An 18334-nucleotide genomic window follows, 5' to 3' on the forward strand; every position below is an offset into this window, starting at 1 on the left:
TTAATGCCCGTCAAATCCTTGACGGGCATTGTTTACCAATTTAAATACGCTTACATCTGTTCCACTCGGGAACGATTACCAGGTGTATTTAACGCCGACGTTAGCAGACCAGTCCTGGTCGACATCGCCGCCACCGAGGTAGTTAGCATCGGTGTATGCGCTGAAGTTTTTGGTGAAGCTGAACTGTGTACCCAGGCCCACGCGAACGGCGGAACCTTCAGTGCCGTTATCGATGGAGTCACCGTTTACGTCAGCATCGTTATTGGCATCGTCATAGACGTAGGCCAGTTTGAAGTATGGCGTCAGCGCCTGATCTTCGCTGTAAGCGAAGGTATAACCTGCGTCAACACCCAGTTCATAACGCATGCTGTCGTAAGACTGACCGTCAACCTGCAGATTGTTGCTCAGCTGGTAGTCGTCGCCAGACTGGAACAGGCCAGACACGCTGCCGTACGGCGTCAGGTAACCCGCATCGCCCAGTTTCCAGTCATAACCCAGTTTCAGACCGAAGCCCCAGGCATCCGTAGACGCGCTGCCATCAACATACTGTCCATTACTCATGTTGGCGGACAGATCGTTGTTGAAATGCGAGTAGCTCATGTTGCCATCAACAAAGATGTTGTTTGCAAAACGCGCGGAAGAGTAGATGTACGCGGACTGGCTGTCCTGATCCACCTGACCGGTATGGTCGCTCATGTCGCCTTTGCCGAAGCCTGCCGCGGCACCGACGATCCATTTCGCGTTGTTACCATCAATTTTGGTATCAACACCGACCATGATGCCGTTAACTTCCTGATCGTAGTTAATGGTGCCGTTGTCGCCGCTGAAGCTGCCGCCGAAGTAGCTCACCCATGCGCCGCCGTTATCAGCCAGACCGTGACGCGCGTTGGTCAGACGAGTCCCTACAGTGTCCTGCTCCAGATTCCAGATATTGTTGTTAGCAGACGGGATGCTCAGCGCCATGTTCGCATAGTCTGTCAGCTCCATCTGCTGCAGAACAACGGTATTGCCTTCCTGCTGCGCCTGATAGGTGTAGGCACCCAGATCCGCTTTGTTAGCGGCGGAGAAGGTGGCAGTGCTGTTCTTATCGTTTACGTAGATCAGCTCTTTGCCCTGATAATCCGCAACAGCGCCTTCGCCCGTCGCGTTGTCGATACGCACTTTGTAGTTGCCGGTTGCAGCCGCAACGCCATCACCCGCATTATCAACTTCAGCCAGGTCCGCGCTATACGCATCGCCGTTACCGTTAATGGTCAGGTGACCATCAGAGTTCATGGCGATAACGCCGTAGCCGTAGTTAGACTGGCTGTTGTCCCAGGTACGATCGTTAGTCAGATCGGCGTCCAGCACGAAACTGTTGCTGTGAACATCAAAGACACCGGCGTGTACGTTGCCGTTGGCGTCAGTATAACTGGTCAGGTTCAGGGTATCCGCTTGCAGTGCATACGCGGTGCTATTGCCCACGTCCAGTACGCCGTCGTTGGTCACCGTGATCGAGTTGGCATACAGTGCCGCATCATTAGTGCCCCAGCCCGCAGAGACATCATCAGCAATGGTCACGGTACTGTTGTCGATGGTCAGCGCATCGGTCGCAACATGACCATCTTCATTGATATTCAGCGCCGCGCCGCCGGTCAGTGCGATGGTGTCAGAAACCAGTGAAGAATCTGCAACATTCACGACAGAACCGCTGTTGATGTTCAGGGTATCGATCAGAGAGGACTTCGTCGTATCCCACTGAGAACCATTATTCAGCGTGACGTTGAATAAACCGCTTTGATATACGTTGTTGCCAATGACGTGACCATCTTCACCGTAGGCAGTGTCGCTGTTATCCACGCCATAGGTTGACCACGGCCACAGGCTGTTAGCGGCGATATCAATCAGCGTAGAGGTTGCGTCAGTACCTGCAGCAACGCTGTCGTAAATACCGTCGCCATCGGTATCCGTCTGATGAACAGACATCGCCGCGCCAACCCACTTAGTGCCGTTGTCCAGCGTCAGATCCAGACGATCGGTGCCATCCCAGCCGTTAGTGTCCACGTGGTCGTCAGTATCGCGATAGCTGTCCGCACCGTTCGGGAAGAAGTTCTCGTCAAAGTTGCTGGAGAAGACCACATCCCCCATCAGCGAGGAATTGCTCAGATACGCAGTGGTTTGCATTGCATTATCGGCTGCCGGCGTGGCAACCACGGCTAAGGCGACGTCATCCGCACTGTATTCGCCACTGTAATCGCTGGCATTGTTATTGTTGCCAAACCAACCTGACGTGCCTTCGTCGGAGAGAGACCCTGAGGTCACAGTAGAATCGGTAACGGTAATTGTGTTGTTGAAAATTTCGCCGCTGTTAACGCCAGTGCTGACCGTATTGTCGTCAACATCTTGCCACTCGTACCCCTGAGTCAGCGTAATACCCGCCACGTGAGAATTATTGGCGATAGTCAGATCAACTTCCTGATCCAGGGTAATCGCGGTGCCCATATTATACACGTCGACAACATGGGTATCCGCTGTGCCGTCGGTATAGGTGCCGTTGTAGGTATAGTGTTCGTAGTTATCGTCGATGGTCGAGTTATCAACGGTGAGCGTCAGGCGGTCGTAAACATACCCCGTGGTGTCACGGCCCACACAATCGGTGGTCATGCATTCCGAGGTGATCATACCGTGAACGGTACTGTTTTTGATCGTCAGGCTGTTGTCATTGGTGTTGGTGCTCAGACCATCATCCAGGTAATACGTTGAAATGACGCCATTAACGGTTGCATTCTTGATAACCGGGTAAATATCTCCGTTGTATACGCTGTCCGTAGCGTAGTTATTCCAGCCGACATAACCTTCAAAATAGACGCCGTCAGCGTAAGAGGAATTATCATAGTGCACAAACGTATTATACGTTGTGCCGGAGATATCCGTTGAAGCATTCGCCTGAGAAGTGATTGCCAGAGTGCAAGCCAATGCTAATTGTGAGACTACAAGTTTCTTTTTCCAGGAGTGCATTTGTCATCCCTCCTCAGGGACGTAATAGTGTTGATCCATCAATTATTAATTCATAGAAAACAATTTTGTTTTGCGAGGAGGATTATGCGATGCCTTTACGGAAAGGTTCAATTAAACTTTGTTTTCCGTCCGGAATCGGACATTAATAATAACATTAAAAATGCATTAACAGCATCAAATAAAAAGAATCACAAAAACAAGCAATTACAATATGAGCAACTCTAAAGACATACAGAAAATAAATGCAATAAAGCATTATCAACACGATACTGAATGAATAATCCTGTAATCACCTCAGACCGCTAAAAAATAAAATCAATTAGTATTCAAAATACAGCCACAAGAATTAATTTCATTCTCGTATATGAATAATGAGCTATGCATAACAATTTATTGTTCAGATATTTCTTTAAATTGACGTACAAGCCGCGCATAGCGCCAACTTTCGTAAAACACGGATGACCAGATTCAGGTATACTAGCGACTTCGTTTTCACAAACATCAGGCATCCCATGACAGACTTAATCCACCGCCCTCGCCGCCTGCGCAAATCCGCTGCGCTGCGCGCCATGTTTGAAGAGACAACACTGAGCTTAAACGACCTGGTGTTGCCGATCTTTGTTGAAGAAGAACTCGACGACTACAAGGCTATTGAGGCCATGCCCGGCGTTATGCGCATTCCGGAAAAGCATCTGGCGCGCGAGATCGAACGCATCGCGAACGCGGGCATCCGTTCCATCATGACCTTTGGTATCTCTCACCATACCGATGACACCGGCAGCGATGCATGGAAAGAAGACGGTCTGGTGGCGCGCATGTCACGCATCTGCAAGCAGACTGTGCCTGACATGATCGTGATGTCAGACACCTGCTTCTGCGAGTACACCTCCCACGGCCACTGCGGCGTACTGTGTGAGCACGGCGTTGATAACGACGCGACGCTGGCGAACCTCGGCAAGCAGGCGGTTGTTGCCGCAGCCGCGGGCGCTGACTTCATCGCGCCGTCCGCGGCAATGGATGGACAAGTACAGGCCATTCGCCAGGCGCTGGACGCCGCGGGTTTTACGGACACCGCGATCATGTCCTACTCCACCAAGTTCGCGTCATCGTTCTACGGCCCGTTCCGTGAAGCGGCAGGTACCGCGCTTAAAGGCGATCGTAAAACGTATCAGATGAACCCGATGAACCGCCGAGAAGCGATCCGTGAATCCCTGCTCGACGAAGCCCAGGGCGCGGACTGCCTGATGGTGAAACCCGCTGGCGCGTACCTTGACGTATTGCGCGATATCCGTGAACGCACCGAATTACCGCTCGGCGCGTATCAGGTCAGCGGCGAGTACGCGATGATCAAATTTGCCGCCATGGCGGGCGCGATCGATGAAGAAAAAGTGGTGCTGGAAAGCTTAGGCGCGATCAAACGCGCGGGCGCGGACCTGATCTTCAGCTACTTCGCCCTGGACCTGGCGGAGAAAAACATCCTCCGCTAAGGTTCCTGCTTTTTGCCGGATGGCGTGCCCATCCGGCCTTTCCCCAAAACGTCACCCGACCGTCATACAAGCGACACTTACGCCTTCTACTGTCTGCTCAGGACAGATGGAGGGGATGCTATGTTTAGTCTCGAGAACGTACTCAACGACCTTTGGCCCGAGGCGAGGACCACGCCGTGGCAGAAGTCATTATTACAGCGTCTGCTCTATGAAAAAGAGTTTCAGCAGTTTGCGACACGCCATCCCCATCTCAAAGGGGTGGATATGGTCGAACAGGTCCTTGAACATCTGGAGATTCGCTGCGAGATCCCCGAACATCACATTGAAAATATTCCCGAATCGGGTCCCCTGGTGGTGATTGCCAACCATCCCACCGGCACGCTGGACGGACTGGCGCTGATCTATGCCCTCTCCCGCGCCCGACGTGATATCAAAGTCGTGACGAATCGACTGCTTTCGCACCTTACCCCGCTCCGCTCGTTGTTCATCCCGGTAGACAATATTCATGGCCGTACGCCGAAATCCTCATTGCAGCAAATGGATGCGCATCTGCAGGCGGGTGGCGCACTGGTGTTTTTTCCCGCCGGAGAAGTTTCCCGCCTGACCCTGAAGGGAATAGCGGAGCGGCACTGGCATTCCGGGTTCATCAGAATGGCGGAGAAGTACCGCGCGCCGCTGCTGCCCATTTACATCCACGCACGTAACAGCCCGTTGTTCTATGCATGCGGCCTTATCTCCGCGCAGGCCTCACTGCTGCTGTTAATGCAGCAAATGTTTCGTCGCCGTGGCAGCACCCTGCCCGTGCGTATCGGACAGCAGATTGCCTGGACGCAGTGGTCCGCCCCCCAACGCACCGTTCGCGAGTTGGCCGGGAAGTGCCGTGAGCACGTCATTGCGCTGGGCCAGAACCGGGCCGGCGTGTTTCGCACCGAAAGCACCATCGCGCCGCCAGAGAACAGAGCGCGGTTGAAACGCCAACTGGCAAACGCGGAGAGTCTGGGCCGTACAGCAGATGGCAAAATCATCTATCTCTGGCAACGTAACGGGCAAGAAGACGCGACCATCCTGCGCGAGCTGGGACGGTTACGGGAAATCGCTTTTCGCGCGGTCGGTGAAGGCAGTGGTAAACGCCGCGACATCGACCGTTACGACGATGAATACCTGCACCTGATTTTATGGGATGAAGACGATCTGGAGATTGTTGGCGCGTACCGCTTTGCCCCCTGCGCTCTGGTGCAACAAAAACAGGGGCTTGACGGTCTGTATAGCCACAGCCTGTTCGACTACGATGCGCGCATGGCGGACATTATGCAGCAAGGTATTGAACTGGGGCGCAGCTTTATCCAGCCGCGCTACTGGGGACGACGGGGGCTGGACTATCTGTGGTCCGGCATCGGCGCCTGGCTCGCGCGCAATCCGCAGTACCGTTACCTGTTCGGACCGGTATCGATCTCCGGCGGACTGCCTCCCGATGCCCGGGATCTACTGGTGGCGTTCTATCGTCTGTGGTTCCCGCCCACGCATCCGCTGGCCGTCTCCCGCCAACCCTGTCCGGCATCGCTTCCCGATGTGCTGGCGCAGTTTACCGGCAACGATTACGCCGAAGATCTCACCCGTCTGAAATCGCTGTTGGGCAATCTCGGCTGCGGGATCCCGCCGCTGTATAAGCAATATTCCGAGCTGTGCGAACCGGGCGGCGTGCAGTTTATCGATTTTGGCCGTGACCCGGATTTCAACAACTGCGTGGACGGGTTGGTCCTGGTGGATTTAACCCGACTGAAGGCTAACCGCTACGCGCGTTATATCGGCGCGCATACGTAGCGCTTTAATTTAACCTGCCCGGAAGAACGGCTTACCGGATGGGGGTGTATCACCGGATGCAACAGCCACGGCTTCCCGTCTGCACTGCTCCTCCTCCTTTCTGGGGTATTTATACCCCGGGCAGGGTATGCGGGTAGCTCACGCAATGACAGTCGAAATGGTTCAGAAAGTGCGTCATAGGCGGCAATACCGCTGCTCCACACCGTATCGCCCCGGCTGGCGACATCTCAGTCCGTTATTCACCGGCTTTTTCATTTCCGCTGCCTGCTGCTGTGCCGGTGAATGATGCGATGAACGTGCCATAGGTCTGCTCCCTTGTCTTGTTATAGAGGCAGTATTTCGTCGCAAAAGAAATTGATAAAGGAATTAAAAAGTCTTGCTAATAGCAAAGCGTTTTTAGAAAAAAATCGGCAATGGTTAGTGATTTCGCGCATTACCCCAAACGACGTCGCTGTCAGGTTGCATGACGTTTTTGTTACATCCATTCCATAACTACGCCTGATTGATTGCCAGCGCAGCGGCGGCAGGCATCATAGCGATATGATCCGGCAAGAGAGCAAAAAGATGATACGTGTAGTGCTGGTGGACGACCATGTGGTGGTGCGATCCGGTTTTGCGCAGCTACTGAGTCTTGAAGACGATCTGGACGTCGCGGGCCAGTACAGCAGCGCGGCAGAAGCGTGGCCTGCGCTGCTGCGCGAGGAGGTCAACGTGGCGGTGATGGATATCGCCATGCCGGATGAAAACGGCCTGAGCCTGCTGAAGCGACTGCGGGCGCAAAAACCGCAGTTCCGCGCCATTATTCTCAGTATTTATGACTCGCCGACCTTTGTGCAAAGCGCGCTGGATGCAGGCGCCAGCGGCTATCTCACCAAACGTTGTGGACCGGAGGAACTGGTTCAGGCCGTACGTTCCGTCGGCATGGGCGGGCACTATCTCTGCGCCGATGCGCTACGCGCGCTGCGCGGCGGGAAACAGTCGTCACCGGTCCTGGAAGCGCTTACGCCACGCGAGCGCGAGGTATTTGACCTGCTGGTGAAGGGCGATAGCGTGAAAGCGATCGCCTTTAAGCTCGACCTGAGCCATAAAACGGTACATGTGCATCGCGCCAATGTGCTCGGCAAGCTGAACTGTCACAGCACCATTGAGCTGGTGCATTTTGCGCTCGACCACCAACTGCTGGCGGGGCACTGATGTCGCGCGGCGTTCGCCACGTCGTCATTTCGCTGTTTATCCTGCTGGCCTGGGGAACGGGCTGGCTGATGCTGTGGACGCTCAGTTTTTACCTGACCCATAACGGTCAACAAGCGGCGCTGTTTTTACCGCACGGCGTTTATCTGGCGCTGCTGATCCTGCTTTCGCGTCGTTACTGGCCCGCGCTGGTCTTACCGCCCATAGCGATGCTCTTCTGGCTGCACAGCGAACACTTACTGAATGGCTATCTGCTGACAACCGCACCGTTGATCGGCCTGCTTCCCGCCAGCCTCGCACAGCAGTACTGGCGCCGTTTCCCACTTTACTGGCAGCGGCTCACCCTGCTGCTGGCGACGGTCACCGTCGCTTCTCTTCTGAATACTGTCCTGCTTTCTCCGTTTGTGAAAAGCCCGGCATTACTGCTCGGGCTGGCCTCATTTACTGGCGGCGTACTGCTGACGCCGTTTGTTTATCTGATTTTTGAATTTCTTCGCCAGCAGCACCGTTATCATCTGCTGGGGCTGGACACCACTAATCCACCGCTGCGCACCTCGCTGATTATCTGGTGCAGCCTGTTTTTTATCATTGGCATCGGTACCCAGATGGTGCTTTCGCCGGAAATTGAACGGCTGCTGCTGATTGTGGTCTTTCTCCCCAACGTCGTGATGGCATGGAAATTCGGCTGGCAGGGCGGCGTGCTTTCTGGCCTGCTCGGCAGCATGATGATCACCCTCGCCCGTCAGGTTGGGGTTGGATTCAGTAACCTGATTGAGCTGGAGATCTTCCTCGCCACCCAGTCGCTGCTGGGCATCGGGCTGGGGATCGCCATCAGCCGTCAGCAGCATCTGGCGCAAAACCTGCACCATTACCGGCAACGTCTGGAGGCCGAACTGGCGGCGCGACGGGCGCTGACTGAAAAGCTGATCCATACAGAGGAAGACACGCGTAAAAGTCTGGCGCGCGAGCTGCACGATGAAATCGGCCAGAACATTACCGCCATACAGATCCAGTCACAATTAGTAAAACGGGCGCGCGATCCGGCGCAAACCCAGGCCGCCGCCAGCCAGATTAACGAACTGGCCCGGCGCATTCACCACTCTACCCGTCAGCTTCTGCGCCAGCTTCGACCGCCCGCGCTGGATGAACTGTCATTCAAAGAGGCGCTGCATCATTTGCTCAACGAGTTTGCTTTTCAGGAGCGCGGTATCCGCTGCCGGTTTGACTATCAGTTGCCCTCCACGCCCGAAAGCGAAACGGTGCGCTTTACCCTCTACCGTCTGTTGCAGGAACTGCTGAACAACGTCTGTAAGCACGCCGCCGCCAGTGAGGTCTCGATTGTTTTGCGCCAGCGCGGTGAGACGGTGTATCTGGACGTAAAAGACAACGGCGTGGGCATCGACGTGGCGCGCATGTCTGGCTTCGGTATTCAGGGAATGCGCGAACGCGTCAGCGCGCTCGGCGGTGAACTGACCCTGGAGTCCCGGGACGGCACGCGGGTGAGTGTTAACTTGCCCACAAATTTGCAACAAATCGCCTTTTAACCAGGAAAAAGTCTTAGTCACTCCGGACTTTCTCTCATCCCCTTTCGGTTTCATTTTTTTATAGTCAGAAAAACGGAGACGGTATGCACGCACGCCCAGCGATTGACATTGAACAACGTTACCGGACGCTGCGCCCGAGATTACTGCTGTGCATGGTGATTGGCTACGCGGCGTTCTACCTGACGCGCAAAAGCGTGAACTATGTGTTACCTGCGTTACAAACCGACCTGGGGCTGGATAAAGGCGATATCGGTCTCCTGGGATCGCTGTTTTACCTCAGCTACGGGCTGTCGAAATTCACCGCCGGACTGTGGCACGACAGCTACGGACAGCGTGGATTTATGGGCGCGGGACTTTTCGCTACCGGCGTGCTGAACGTCGCGTTCGCGTTTGGCGAGTCACTAACGCTTCTTCTTGCTGTCTGGACGCTGAACGGATTTTTTCAGGGCTGGGGCTGGCCGCCGTGCGCCCGTCTGCTGACCCATTGGTATTCACGCAATGAACGCGGTTTCTGGTGGGGCTGCTGGAACATGTCGATCAACATCGGCGGGGCGATTATCCCGCTGATTAGCGCCTTTGCCGCCCACTGGTGGGGCTGGCAGGCGGCGATGCTGACGCCGGGGATCATCAGCATGGCGCTGGGTATCTGGTTAACACTGCAACTGACAGGAACGCCCCGCGAAGAGGGATTACCGTCAGTCGGCGCCTGGCGTAACGACCCGCTGGAACTGCGCCAGGAGCAGTTAAGCCCGCCGATGGGGCTGTGGCAGATGCTGCGAACCACCATGTTGAAAAACCCGATGATTTGGTTGTTAGGCGTGTCGTATGTGCTGGTGTATCTCATCCGCATCGCCCTGAACGACTGGGGCAACATCTGGTTGACCGAGAGCCACGGCGTCAATCTGCTGAGCGCCAACGCCACGGTTATGCTGTTTGAAGTGGGCGGACTGCTCGGCGCGCTGTTTGCTGGCTGGGGGTCAGATTTACTGTTCAGCGGCCAGCGGGCGCCGATGATTTTGCTGTTCACGCTGGGGCTGATGGTGGCCGTCGCCGCGCTGTGGCTGGCGCCAGTGCATCATTACGCGCTGCTGGCGGTCTGTTTCTTTACGGTGGGTTTCTTTGTCTTTGGCCCACAAATGCTGATCGGTCTTGCTGCGGTGGAGTGCGGACACAAAGCAGCGGCCGGGTCGATCACCGGGTTTCTCGGTCTGTTCGCCTATCTGGGAGCAGCGCTGGCGGGCTGGCCTCTGTCGCTGGTCATAGAACGCTACGGCTGGTCGGGGATGTTCAGTTTGCTCTCGATCGCCGCGGTATTAATGGGTTTACTGCTGATGCCCCTGCTGATGTCGGGCATCACCACCCCACTCAGTCAAAGGATAAAACAATGAAAATGACCTTTACCTCTACCCTTATTGCCTCTGCCGTGGCGCTGGCAACACTTTCCGGCGCGGCGCAGGCGAAAGGTCGTCTGGTGGTCTATTGCAGCGCTACCAATGAAATGTGCGAAGCAGAAACCAAAGCTTTTGGGGAAAAGTACGACGTGAAAACGTCATTCATCCGCAACGGCTCGGGCAGCACGCTGGCGAAAGTCGATGCCGAAAAGAAAAACCCGCAGGCTGACGTCTGGTACGGCGGTACGCTTGATCCGCAGTCTCAGGCTGGGGAAATGGGTCTGCTGCAACCGTATAAATCGCCCAACCTTGAGCAGGTCATGACACAGTTCCGCGACCCTGCCAAACTGAAAGGAAATTATTCGTCGGCGGTGTATGTGGGCATTCTCGGCTTTGGCGTTAACACCGAACGCCTGAAAGAGAAAAACCTGCCGGTGCCAAAATGCTGGAAGGATCTGACTAAACCAGAATACAAAGGCGAAATTCAAATTGCCGACCCGCAAAGTTCCGGAACGGCGTACACCGCACTGGCGACTTTTGCGCAACTGTGGGGGGAAGATCAGGCCTTTGATTACCTGAAACAGCTAAACAGCAACGTTTCTCAGTACACCAAGTCCGGTATCGCCCCGGCGCGAAACGCCGCGCGCGGTGAAACGGCTATCGGTATCGGCTTCCTGCACGACTACTCGCTGGAAAAAGAGCAAGGCGCACCGCTGGAGCTGATCTCCCCGTGTGAAGGCACCGGCTACGAAATCGGCGGCGTCAGCATTCTGAAAGGCGCGCGCAATCTCGACAACGCCAAACTGTTCGTCGACTGGGTGCTGTCGAAAGAGGCGCAGGAACTGGCATGGAAGAAAGGTAAGTCCTATCAGATCCTGACCAATACCACCGCGGAAACGTCACCTAACTCACTGAAACTCGACGGCCTGAAGCTGATCAATTACGACATGGATAAATATGGCTCAACGGATGTTCGCAAAGCGCTCATCAATAAATGGGTCAGCGAAGTGAAAATGGGTAAATAAGCCCACTTTTGCGGTCATGCCGGGTGGCGGCTACGCCCTACCCGGCCAGGATCTTCCTCAACACCGGAACCGCTATGTCACACACACTTGCACGCCATTCCGTGAAAAAACGGGATGCGGTATTCCTTTGGGTTTTGCTGAGCTGGCTGGCATTTGCGCTGCTGCCGAGCTGGAGCCTGGATTATGGTCTGCTGGAGTCGACGCGCGATGAGATTGTCGACGCCTACGGCTGGTCGCAGGTTAATGTTAGCTGGCTGTGGTATCTGCTGCCAGGCCTGCTGCTGATACGTCCTTTTCAGGAAGCCACGCGGGAGCAGCGCAACCGCCATTACCTCGACGCAGGCTGGTCGTTATTCTGTATGGCGTTTGTCGTCATCAGCGCCACTGTGGAAGGTCGCGGCTTAGGCTACGCGACCCTCGTACTGTTTGTGGCGCTGGGCGCGATGATGACCCTGGCGCTGACCCGTCTGGAATGGCTGGGCGGCGACCGTTTCGTCATCGGCTCGCTGGTCGCCATCGTGGCGTTGATTGGCGTGTTTATCGTCTGGCCAAGCATCGCTATTTTTATTCCGATGTTCACCGGCGATACCGGAGAATTCGCGCCGCTGGCGTTTATGACCGTGCTGTCACAGGCACACATCATCCAGGTCATTATCAACTCTATCGCGCTGTCGATAGCGGTGGGCGTCGGCTGCACGTTTTTTGGTCTGGTGTTGGCGATTTACACCACCCGTATCGCCCGCCGCAGCGCCATTATTGGCCGTATTTTTTCAATATTGCCGATCGTCACCCCGCCGTTCGTCGTGGGGCTGGGGGTGACGCTGATGATGGGCCGCTCCGGCTATGTCACTGAATGGATGGTCGACTGGTTCGGGCTGACCAATACCAACTGGCTGTACGGTTTTACCGGCATCTGGCTGGCGCAGGTGCTGGCGTTTACCCCAATGGCGTTTATGATCCTCGATGGCGCGATCAAAACCATTCATCCATCGCTGGAAGAGGCTTCCTATACCCTGCGCGCCAGCCGCTGGCAGACGTTTAACGGCGTGTTTGTGCCGCTGCTCAAACCGGCGCTGGCGAACGCGTTTCTGATCGTCATTGTGCAGTCATTGGCCGACTTCAGTAACCCGCTGGTTCTCGGCGGTAACTTCGACGTTCTGGCCACGCAAATCTACTTTTACATTACCGGTTCACAACTGGATTATCAGGCCGCCAGTACCCTCGGCGCGTTCTTGCTGCTCTTTTCGCTGCTGGTGTTCTGCGTCCAGTACATGTGGATCGGTAAGCGCTCCTATGTCACCGTGTCCGGTAAATCGTATCGCGGTGATGTGCAACCGCTGCCGGTGACGCTCGTGTGGAGCGTGGTGGTGATCCTGGCGGTGTGGGTGGCCTTTAACGCCCTGCTTTACGGCAGCATTTTCTACGGCAGCTTTACCGTTAACTGGGGCGTGGACTACACCCTGACGCTGGATAACTTTATTAAGCTGTTCGGCCAGGGCATGAGTGACGGCGCATGGCCTTCGCTACTGGATACCCTGCTTTACGCCGGGATTGCCGCGCCAATCACCGCCGCCTTCGGGTTGCTTATCGCATGGATCGTGGTGCGCCAGCAGTTCAAAGGCAAGAAGACCATCGAGTTCACCACCATGCTGTGCTTTGCCGTACCCGGCACCGTGGCGGGCGTGTCGTACATTCTCGCCTTTAACAGCGCGCCAGTGTATCTCACCGGTACGGCGGCCATTGTCATTATCTCAATGGTGATGCGGAATGTGCCGGTAGGGATTCGCGCCGGAATTGCGGGCTTAGGACAAATCGATAAATCGCTGGATGAAGCTTCGCTCAGTCTGCGCGCCGGGAGTTTACGCACCATTACCCACATTCTGCTGCCGCTGCTGCGCCCGGCGATCCTCTCCGCGCTGATCTACAGCTTTGTGCGCGCCATTACCACCGTCAGCGCCATTGTGTTCCTCGTGACGCCGGACACCCGGGTGGCGACGGCCTACATTTTAAACCGCGTAGAAGACGGCGAATACGGGGTGGCGATTGCCTACGGTTCGATTCTGATCGTGGTGATGCTGGCAATCATTTTCATCTTTGACTGGCTGATCGGGGAAGCGCGTATCTCCCGTTCGAAAGCGAAAAATCAGGCGTAATGGAGCGCACTATGAGTCAGAAAAATTTTGTTGAACTGCGCAACGTCACCAAACGATTCGGCAGCAACACGGTGATCGACAATATCACTCTCACGATTCCGCAGGGACAAATGGTGACGCTGCTCGGTCCCTCCGGCTGCGGTAAAACCACTATTCTGCGTCTGGTCGCCGGGCTGGAAAAACCGAGTGAAGGGCAGATTTTTATCGATGGCGAAGATGTTACCCACCGTTCCATTCAGCAGCGCGATATCTGTATGGTGTTCCAGTCCTACGCTCTGTTCCCGCATATGTCGCTGGGAGAAAACGTCGGCTACGGCCTGAAGATGCTCGGCGTCTCACGCCAGGAAGTCAACGCCCGGGTGAAGGAGGCGCTGGCGATGGTCGATCTTGACGGCTTTGAAGCGCGCTATGTCGATCAGATCTCCGGCGGCCAACAGCAGCGTGTGGCGCTGGCGCGCGCCTTGATCCTCAAACCAAAGGTGCTGTTGTTCGATGAGCCGCTGAGTAACCTCGACGCTAACCTCCGGCGCAGCATGCGTGACAAGATCCGCGAACTGCAAAAGCAGTTTGATATTACCTCACTGTACGTCACCCACGATCAAAGCGAAGCCTTTGCCGTTTCCGACACCGTGCTGGTGATGAACAAAGGGCATATCATGCAGATCGGTTCGCCGCAGGAACTGTACCGCCAGCCCGCGTCACGTTTTATGGCGAGCTTTATGGGCGATGCCAACCTGTTCCCGGCCACCTTCACCCCGGAAGCGGTGAATATTTACGGTTATCGCCTGCCGCTCCCCGCGCACTTTGTGGCTGAAGGCGCCGGGACCGTGGGCGTGCGTCCGGAAGCGATCACCTTAAGCGATCGTGGGGAAGAGAGTCAGCGTTGCGCCATCCGGCACGTGGCCTATATGGGGCCACAGTATGAAGTAACAGTGGAGTGGCACGGGCAGGAGATTTTATTACAGGTCAACGCTACGCGCTTACAGCCGGACGTCGGCGAGCAGTACTACCTCGAAATCCACCCGTACGGCATGTTTATGTTAGCGGACGCGGCGTGATCGTTGCCGGGTGGCGCGACGCCACCCGGCGCACCCTCAGCGCCGGGCGTTTAACTCGGCAATATCCTTTGGCGTCGTCCGGCAGCAGCCGCCTATCAGCTTCGCCCCCGCCGCTAACCACTGCGGCAAATAATCCGCCAGCGTCTCGCACACTTCACCATGATGATGCCAGGTTTTGCTCACCGCATCGTAATGCTCACCCGAATTCGGGTAAATCACCAGCGGCAGCGCCGTTACGCCGCGCAAATGCTGTAACGCGGCGGTGGTGTTTTCCAGCGCGATGCAGTTAATGCCTATCGCGACCACCTGCGGATAATGATTCAGCCACTCGGCCACCTCCTGCAACGGCGTGCCGTCGCTCAGATGTTCACTGTCGCGTAGGGTGAAAGAGAACCATGCGCGGGCGCGCGGGTAGTCGGTCAACAGCGCCGCCAGCGCCTGAATCTCAACAAAGTTAGGCAGCGTTTCACAGGCCAGCAGATCGGCGCCAGCATCCAGTAGCGCCTCAACGCGCGGACGGTGGAAGGCCTGAAATTGCTCGGGGGTGCGCACGTAGTCACCGCGATATTCCGACCCGTCCGCCAGGAACGCGCCATACGGGCCGACCGATCCCGCCACCAGCAGCGTGCCCGCCTGCGGATTTTCCGCCAGCCAGGCTTCGCGAGCTTTACGCGCCAGCTCCACGCTTTTGCCGATCAGCGCTTTGGCCTGCGCTTCATCCAGTCCGCGCGCCGCAAACCCTTCCGGCGTGGCCTGGTAGCTGGCGGTAATCGCGCACTGGGCCCCGGCGCGAAAATAGTCCAGATGCACTTCGCGGATCAGCTCCGGGTTTTCTACCAGCACCCTGGCTGACCACAAACTGTCGGTAAGATCGCACCCCCGCGCTTCCAGCTCCGTCGCCATTGCCCCGTCCAGCAACAGAAAATCGTGCTTTTCGAGAATGGCGCTTAACGGATTATTCTGCGACATGTTCAGACTCCTGTTGTTTATCTCGCGATTGAGTAAGGAAATAAACACCATAACACAGCGCCACAAACGGTAAACCGCACCACAGCGCAATTCTCTGACTCGGATCGAAAGCCAGCCCGACACAGGCCACCAGGCAAAGGACGAACCCGGACACGGGCACCAACGGATACCAGGGGGCGCGATACTGTAGCGCATCAAGCGTTTTGCCCTGCTGAACGTGACGACGACGAAAAACAAAATGTGACGCGCAGATACTCAGCCACACCGCCACCACAGCAAAGCCGGAAATCGCCGACAGCGCGACATAGACCGTATCCGGCGCGACCACGCTGGAAAACAGCGCCAGCACGCCGCCGAGCATACTCACCGACAGCGCGGTAAGCGGCACGCCATTGCGGGTCACCCGCGCAAAACAGGCGGGCAGCGTGCGCTCGTTAGACAGCGACCACAGCATCCGGCCGGACGCGTACAGCCCGGAGTTTGCCGCCGACAGGATCGCAGTCAGGATCACGAAGTTAACAATATCCGCCGCGTAAGGAATGCCCACCTTCTCAAATACCAGCACAAACGGGCTTTTTTCAACCCCCGCCTGCTGCATTGGGATCAGCGCCGCCAGCACGAACACGGTGCCGATAAAGAAAATGATCAGCCGGGCAATGGTGGTACGAATCGCCACCGGGATGACTTTTTGCGGGTTTTCCGTTTCACCGGCGGCAATGCCGATAAGCTCCGTGCCGGAAAAGGCGAAATTCACCGCCACCATGGTCATCAGTATCGGCAGGCCGCCGTGCGGAAACCAGCCTTCGGCGGTAATATTGCTTAACCCCGGCGCGGGTGAACCGTCCTGCATCGGAATGATACCGAAAATCGCCGCCCCGCCAAGGATGATAAAGGCAATAATGGTGATGACTTTGACCAGCGAAAACCAGAACTCGCCTTCGGCAAAAAAGCGGGTGGACACCACGTTCAGACCAAATATCACCAGACAGAAAATGACACACCAGATCCAGACGGGCACCTGCGGGAACCAGTACTGCATACAGAATCCGGCGGCGGTAAAGCTGGAGCCGAGCGCCACAGTCCAGGTTAGCCAGTAAAGCCATGCCACGGTGTATCCCGTCGCCGGACCGAGGTAGCGCGCGGCATAGACGTGAAACGCCCCGGTTTCCGGCATCGCGACCGACAGCTCGCCAAGACACTGCATCACCAGCCAGACCACCAGCGCGCCAATCAGATAAGCCAGCAGCGTCCCTGCCGCCCCGGTGGTCGAAATAATGTATCCGGTATTGAAAAATAAGCCGGTACCGATTACGCCGCCCAGAGACAGCATAATCAGATGGCGGGTTTTCATGGTGCGCTTCAGTGGCGCATGTTGTTGTGTTGTTTGCATATAACCTTCTAAACGTATGGACATCTAAACATCCAAAGAAGGTTTGTTATACCGTGTTTACGGGCGGAATGCAAAACTCAGCCAGCCGCCAGGCGGCGCGATGTCCGGCTCATCAGCACAAACACCGCCAGTCCCGCCAGCAGGATCCCTGGCGCTGACGCCGCCATCACACCGACGGTACCGGTGCCGAGCGCCAGCATTTTCCCGGCCAGCAGCGGCCCGCTCATCGCTCCGAGGCGCCCGACCGCCACGGCGGTGCCGACCCCTGTCGCCCGAATGTCGGTACTGTAGAACAGCGGCGCCAGCGCGTAGAGCACGCTTTGCCCGCCGGTGGCGAACAGCCCGGCGATGAATCCGGCCATCAGCATACCGCTGAAGGAAGAGACGGTGCCCAGCGCCAGCAGCGAGGCCAGCATCCCGCTATAGATCAGAAGCGACATGGTCAGCGGCCGCAGCTTGTCCATCAACGCCCCGAGGATCAGCGTGCCTGCCGCCGCGCCGATTTGCAGGGAAAACATCACCCGCGCCGCCTGCGAAGGCTGGAATCCCTGTTCCACCAACAGCATCGGCAGCCAGTTGATCAGCATGTAGACCACCAGCAGGGTGAAGAAATAGCACAGCCAGAGCAGCAGCGTGGCGCTGGCCGTCGCCGGGGCAAACAGCGCGCGCAACGGTGGCGCGCCCGGGGTTTGACCGGCAAATACTGCCGACTCCGGCAGCCAGCGCATCAGCAACGGCACCAGCAGCAGCGGAATCACGCCGCCCACCCAGAAGACGGTCTGCCAGGCCGTTGCGACACCGGCAAAACCGAGCATTGCCGCCAGCGCGGCGCCAATAGGCACCCCGCAGTACATCAGGCTGACCGCCGTGCCGCGAAAGCGTGGCCCCGCGGCTTCGGAGGTGAGCGCAATCAGATTCGGCAGCGCGGCGCCCAGGCCCACGCCGGTCATCAGGCGGGCAAACACCAGCGTGAAGAAACTCCACGACAAGGCGGTCGCCAGCGAAAACACGCCGAACAGCGCCACGGAGGCGATCAGGACGCGCTTGCGTCCATAGCGATCCGCCAGCATGCCACCGACCAGCGCGCCGGGTAACAGGCCGAGGATCCCGGCGCTGAAGATCCAGCCCATTTGCATGCTATCCAGCGAGAATACCCGGGCGATGCCCACGGCGGCGATACCGGCGGCCTGGAGATCGAGCCCTTCCATCAGGGCGACCAGAAAACACAGCCCGATGGTCAGCATCAGGCGCGATGTAGCGTAGGGACGAGGATGCATAAGATCTCCCTCTGAGTTCACGGGGCAGGTG

General features: G+C 56.7%; 13 protein-coding genes. 8 read left to right on the forward strand and 5 right to left on the reverse strand.

All coding sequences use genetic code 11. From position 1 onward, the window contains the following. Window positions 1-75: 75 nt before the first annotated feature. Window positions 76-2997, reverse strand: a complete 2922-nt coding sequence (ehaB, locus tag JY391_RS16830; RefSeq protein WP_211934680.1) for an autotransporter adhesin EhaB — start codon at window positions 2995-2997, stop codon at window positions 76-78. Between the two features lie 512 nt (window positions 2998-3509). On the opposite strand from ehaB, the gene hemB reads away from it, so the two are divergent. Together hemB and olsF are read left to right on the forward strand one after the other, a co-directional pair. After that, window positions 3510-4484, forward strand: coding sequence for a porphobilinogen synthase (gene hemB, locus JY391_RS16835; protein WP_060569091.1), 975 nt, complete (start codon window positions 3510-3512; stop codon window positions 4482-4484). Window positions 4485-4604: 120 nt separating this feature from the next. Continuing rightward, on the forward strand, window positions 4605-6305 hold the full coding sequence (gene olsF, locus JY391_RS16840; RefSeq protein ID WP_211934681.1) for a bifunctional ornithine lipid synthase OlsF: 1701 nt from the start codon (window positions 4605-4607) through the stop codon (window positions 6303-6305). Window positions 6306-6479: 174 nt separating this feature from the next. Here the strand turns inward: olsF and JY391_RS23895 are convergent, their stop codons facing one another. Continuing rightward, a complete protein-coding gene (locus tag JY391_RS23895) occupies window positions 6480-6608 on the reverse strand; it encodes a hypothetical protein (RefSeq protein WP_267876733.1) in 129 nt (42 codons plus the stop codon). A gap of 261 nt (window positions 6609-6869) precedes the next feature. On the opposite strand from JY391_RS23895, the gene JY391_RS16845 reads away from it, so the two are divergent. The 6 genes from JY391_RS16845 to fbpC all read left to right on the forward strand — a co-directional run bounded on the left by JY391_RS16845 (window position 6870) and on the right by fbpC (window position 14667). After that, window positions 6870-7499 (forward strand): response regulator transcription factor, encoded by a 630-nt coding sequence (locus JY391_RS16845; protein WP_042286212.1) that lies wholly within the window; start codon window positions 6870-6872, stop codon window positions 7497-7499. Then, window positions 7499-9040: an MASE1 domain-containing sensor histidine kinase gene (locus tag JY391_RS16850; protein WP_211934682.1), complete on the forward strand. Its 1542-nt coding sequence runs from the start codon at window positions 7499-7501 to the stop codon at window positions 9038-9040. The genes JY391_RS16845 and JY391_RS16850 overlap by 1 nt, the downstream gene beginning before the upstream one ends. 83 nt (window positions 9041-9123) lie before the next feature. Further along, a complete protein-coding gene (gene uhpC / locus JY391_RS16855) occupies window positions 9124-10428 on the forward strand; it encodes an MFS transporter family glucose-6-phosphate receptor UhpC (RefSeq protein WP_211934683.1) in 1305 nt (434 codons plus the stop codon). Continuing rightward, the gene (locus tag JY391_RS16860) at window positions 10425-11456 is read left to right on the forward strand and encodes an ABC transporter substrate-binding protein (RefSeq protein ID WP_042286088.1); all 1032 of its coding nucleotides are present in this window, start codon (window positions 10425-10427) and stop codon (window positions 11454-11456) included. The genes uhpC and JY391_RS16860 overlap by 4 nt, the downstream gene beginning before the upstream one ends. Before the next feature lie 74 nt (window positions 11457-11530). Then, window positions 11531-13609 carry an ABC transporter permease gene (locus JY391_RS16865; RefSeq protein WP_060569099.1) on the forward strand — a complete coding sequence of 693 codons (2079 nt, stop codon included), beginning with the start codon at window positions 11531-11533 and terminating at the stop codon, window positions 13607-13609. An 11-nt stretch (window positions 13610-13620) separates the two neighbouring features. Continuing rightward, a complete protein-coding gene (gene fbpC, locus JY391_RS16870) occupies window positions 13621-14667 on the forward strand; it encodes a ferric ABC transporter ATP-binding protein (RefSeq protein WP_211934684.1) in 1047 nt (348 codons plus the stop codon). Between the two features lie 36 nt (window positions 14668-14703). On the opposite strand, the gene mmuM is transcribed toward fbpC, so the two are convergent. The 3 genes from mmuM to mhpT form a co-directional block, all read right to left on the reverse strand. Further along, a complete protein-coding gene (mmuM, locus tag JY391_RS16875; protein ID WP_211934685.1) occupies window positions 14704-15636 on the reverse strand; it encodes a homocysteine S-methyltransferase in 933 nt (310 codons plus the stop codon). Beyond that, window positions 15623-17026, reverse strand: coding sequence for an S-methylmethionine permease (gene mmuP / locus JY391_RS16880; RefSeq protein WP_211934686.1), 1404 nt, complete (start codon window positions 17024-17026; stop codon window positions 15623-15625). Before mmuP ends, mmuM begins: the two co-directional genes overlap by 14 nt. A 77-nt stretch (window positions 17027-17103) precedes the next feature. Continuing rightward, a complete protein-coding gene (gene mhpT / locus JY391_RS16885; RefSeq protein WP_211934687.1) occupies window positions 17104-18303 on the reverse strand; it encodes a 3-(3-hydroxy-phenyl)propionate transporter MhpT in 1200 nt (399 codons plus the stop codon). Window positions 18304-18334: the final 31 nt, after the last annotated feature.

The sequence above is a fragment of the Citrobacter sedlakii genome (genome assembly GCF_018128425.1).
Taxonomy (GTDB): Bacteria; Pseudomonadota; Gammaproteobacteria; order Enterobacterales; family Enterobacteriaceae; genus Citrobacter_A; species Citrobacter_A sedlakii.

What these genes read in the sequence shown, in the direction of transcription:
- hemB (WP_060569091.1), top strand. Translation starts at nt 3,510, where the DNA reads ATGACAGACTTAATCCACCGCCCTCGCCGCCTGCGCAAATCCGCTGCG.
- JY391_RS16845 (WP_042286212.1), top strand. Translation starts at nt 6,870, where the DNA reads ATGATACGTGTAGTGCTGGTGGACGACCATGTGGTGGTGCGATCCGGT.
- JY391_RS16865 (WP_060569099.1), top strand. Translation starts at nt 11,531, where the DNA reads ATGTCACACACACTTGCACGCCATTCCGTGAAAAAACGGGATGCGGTA.
- JY391_RS16860 (WP_042286088.1), top strand. Translation starts at nt 10,425, where the DNA reads ATGAAAATGACCTTTACCTCTACCCTTATTGCCTCTGCCGTGGCGCTG.
- olsF (WP_211934681.1), top strand. Translation starts at nt 4,605, where the DNA reads ATGTTTAGTCTCGAGAACGTACTCAACGACCTTTGGCCCGAGGCGAGG.
- fbpC (WP_211934684.1), top strand. Translation starts at nt 13,621, where the DNA reads ATGAGTCAGAAAAATTTTGTTGAACTGCGCAACGTCACCAAACGATTC.
- mhpT (WP_211934687.1), bottom strand. Translation starts at nt 18,303, where the DNA reads ATGCATCCTCGTCCCTACGCTACATCGCGCCTGATGCTGACCATCGGG.
- JY391_RS16850 (WP_211934682.1), top strand. Translation starts at nt 7,499, where the DNA reads ATGTCGCGCGGCGTTCGCCACGTCGTCATTTCGCTGTTTATCCTGCTG.
- uhpC (WP_211934683.1), top strand. Translation starts at nt 9,124, where the DNA reads ATGCACGCACGCCCAGCGATTGACATTGAACAACGTTACCGGACGCTG.
- mmuP (WP_211934686.1), bottom strand. Translation starts at nt 17,026, where the DNA reads ATGCAAACAACACAACAACATGCGCCACTGAAGCGCACCATGAAAACC.
- ehaB (WP_211934680.1), bottom strand. Translation starts at nt 2,997, where the DNA reads ATGCACTCCTGGAAAAAGAAACTTGTAGTCTCACAATTAGCATTGGCT.
- JY391_RS23895 (WP_267876733.1), bottom strand. Translation starts at nt 6,608, where the DNA reads ATGGCACGTTCATCGCATCATTCACCGGCACAGCAGCAGGCAGCGGAA.
- mmuM (WP_211934685.1), bottom strand. Translation starts at nt 15,636, where the DNA reads ATGTCGCAGAATAATCCGTTAAGCGCCATTCTCGAAAAGCACGATTTT.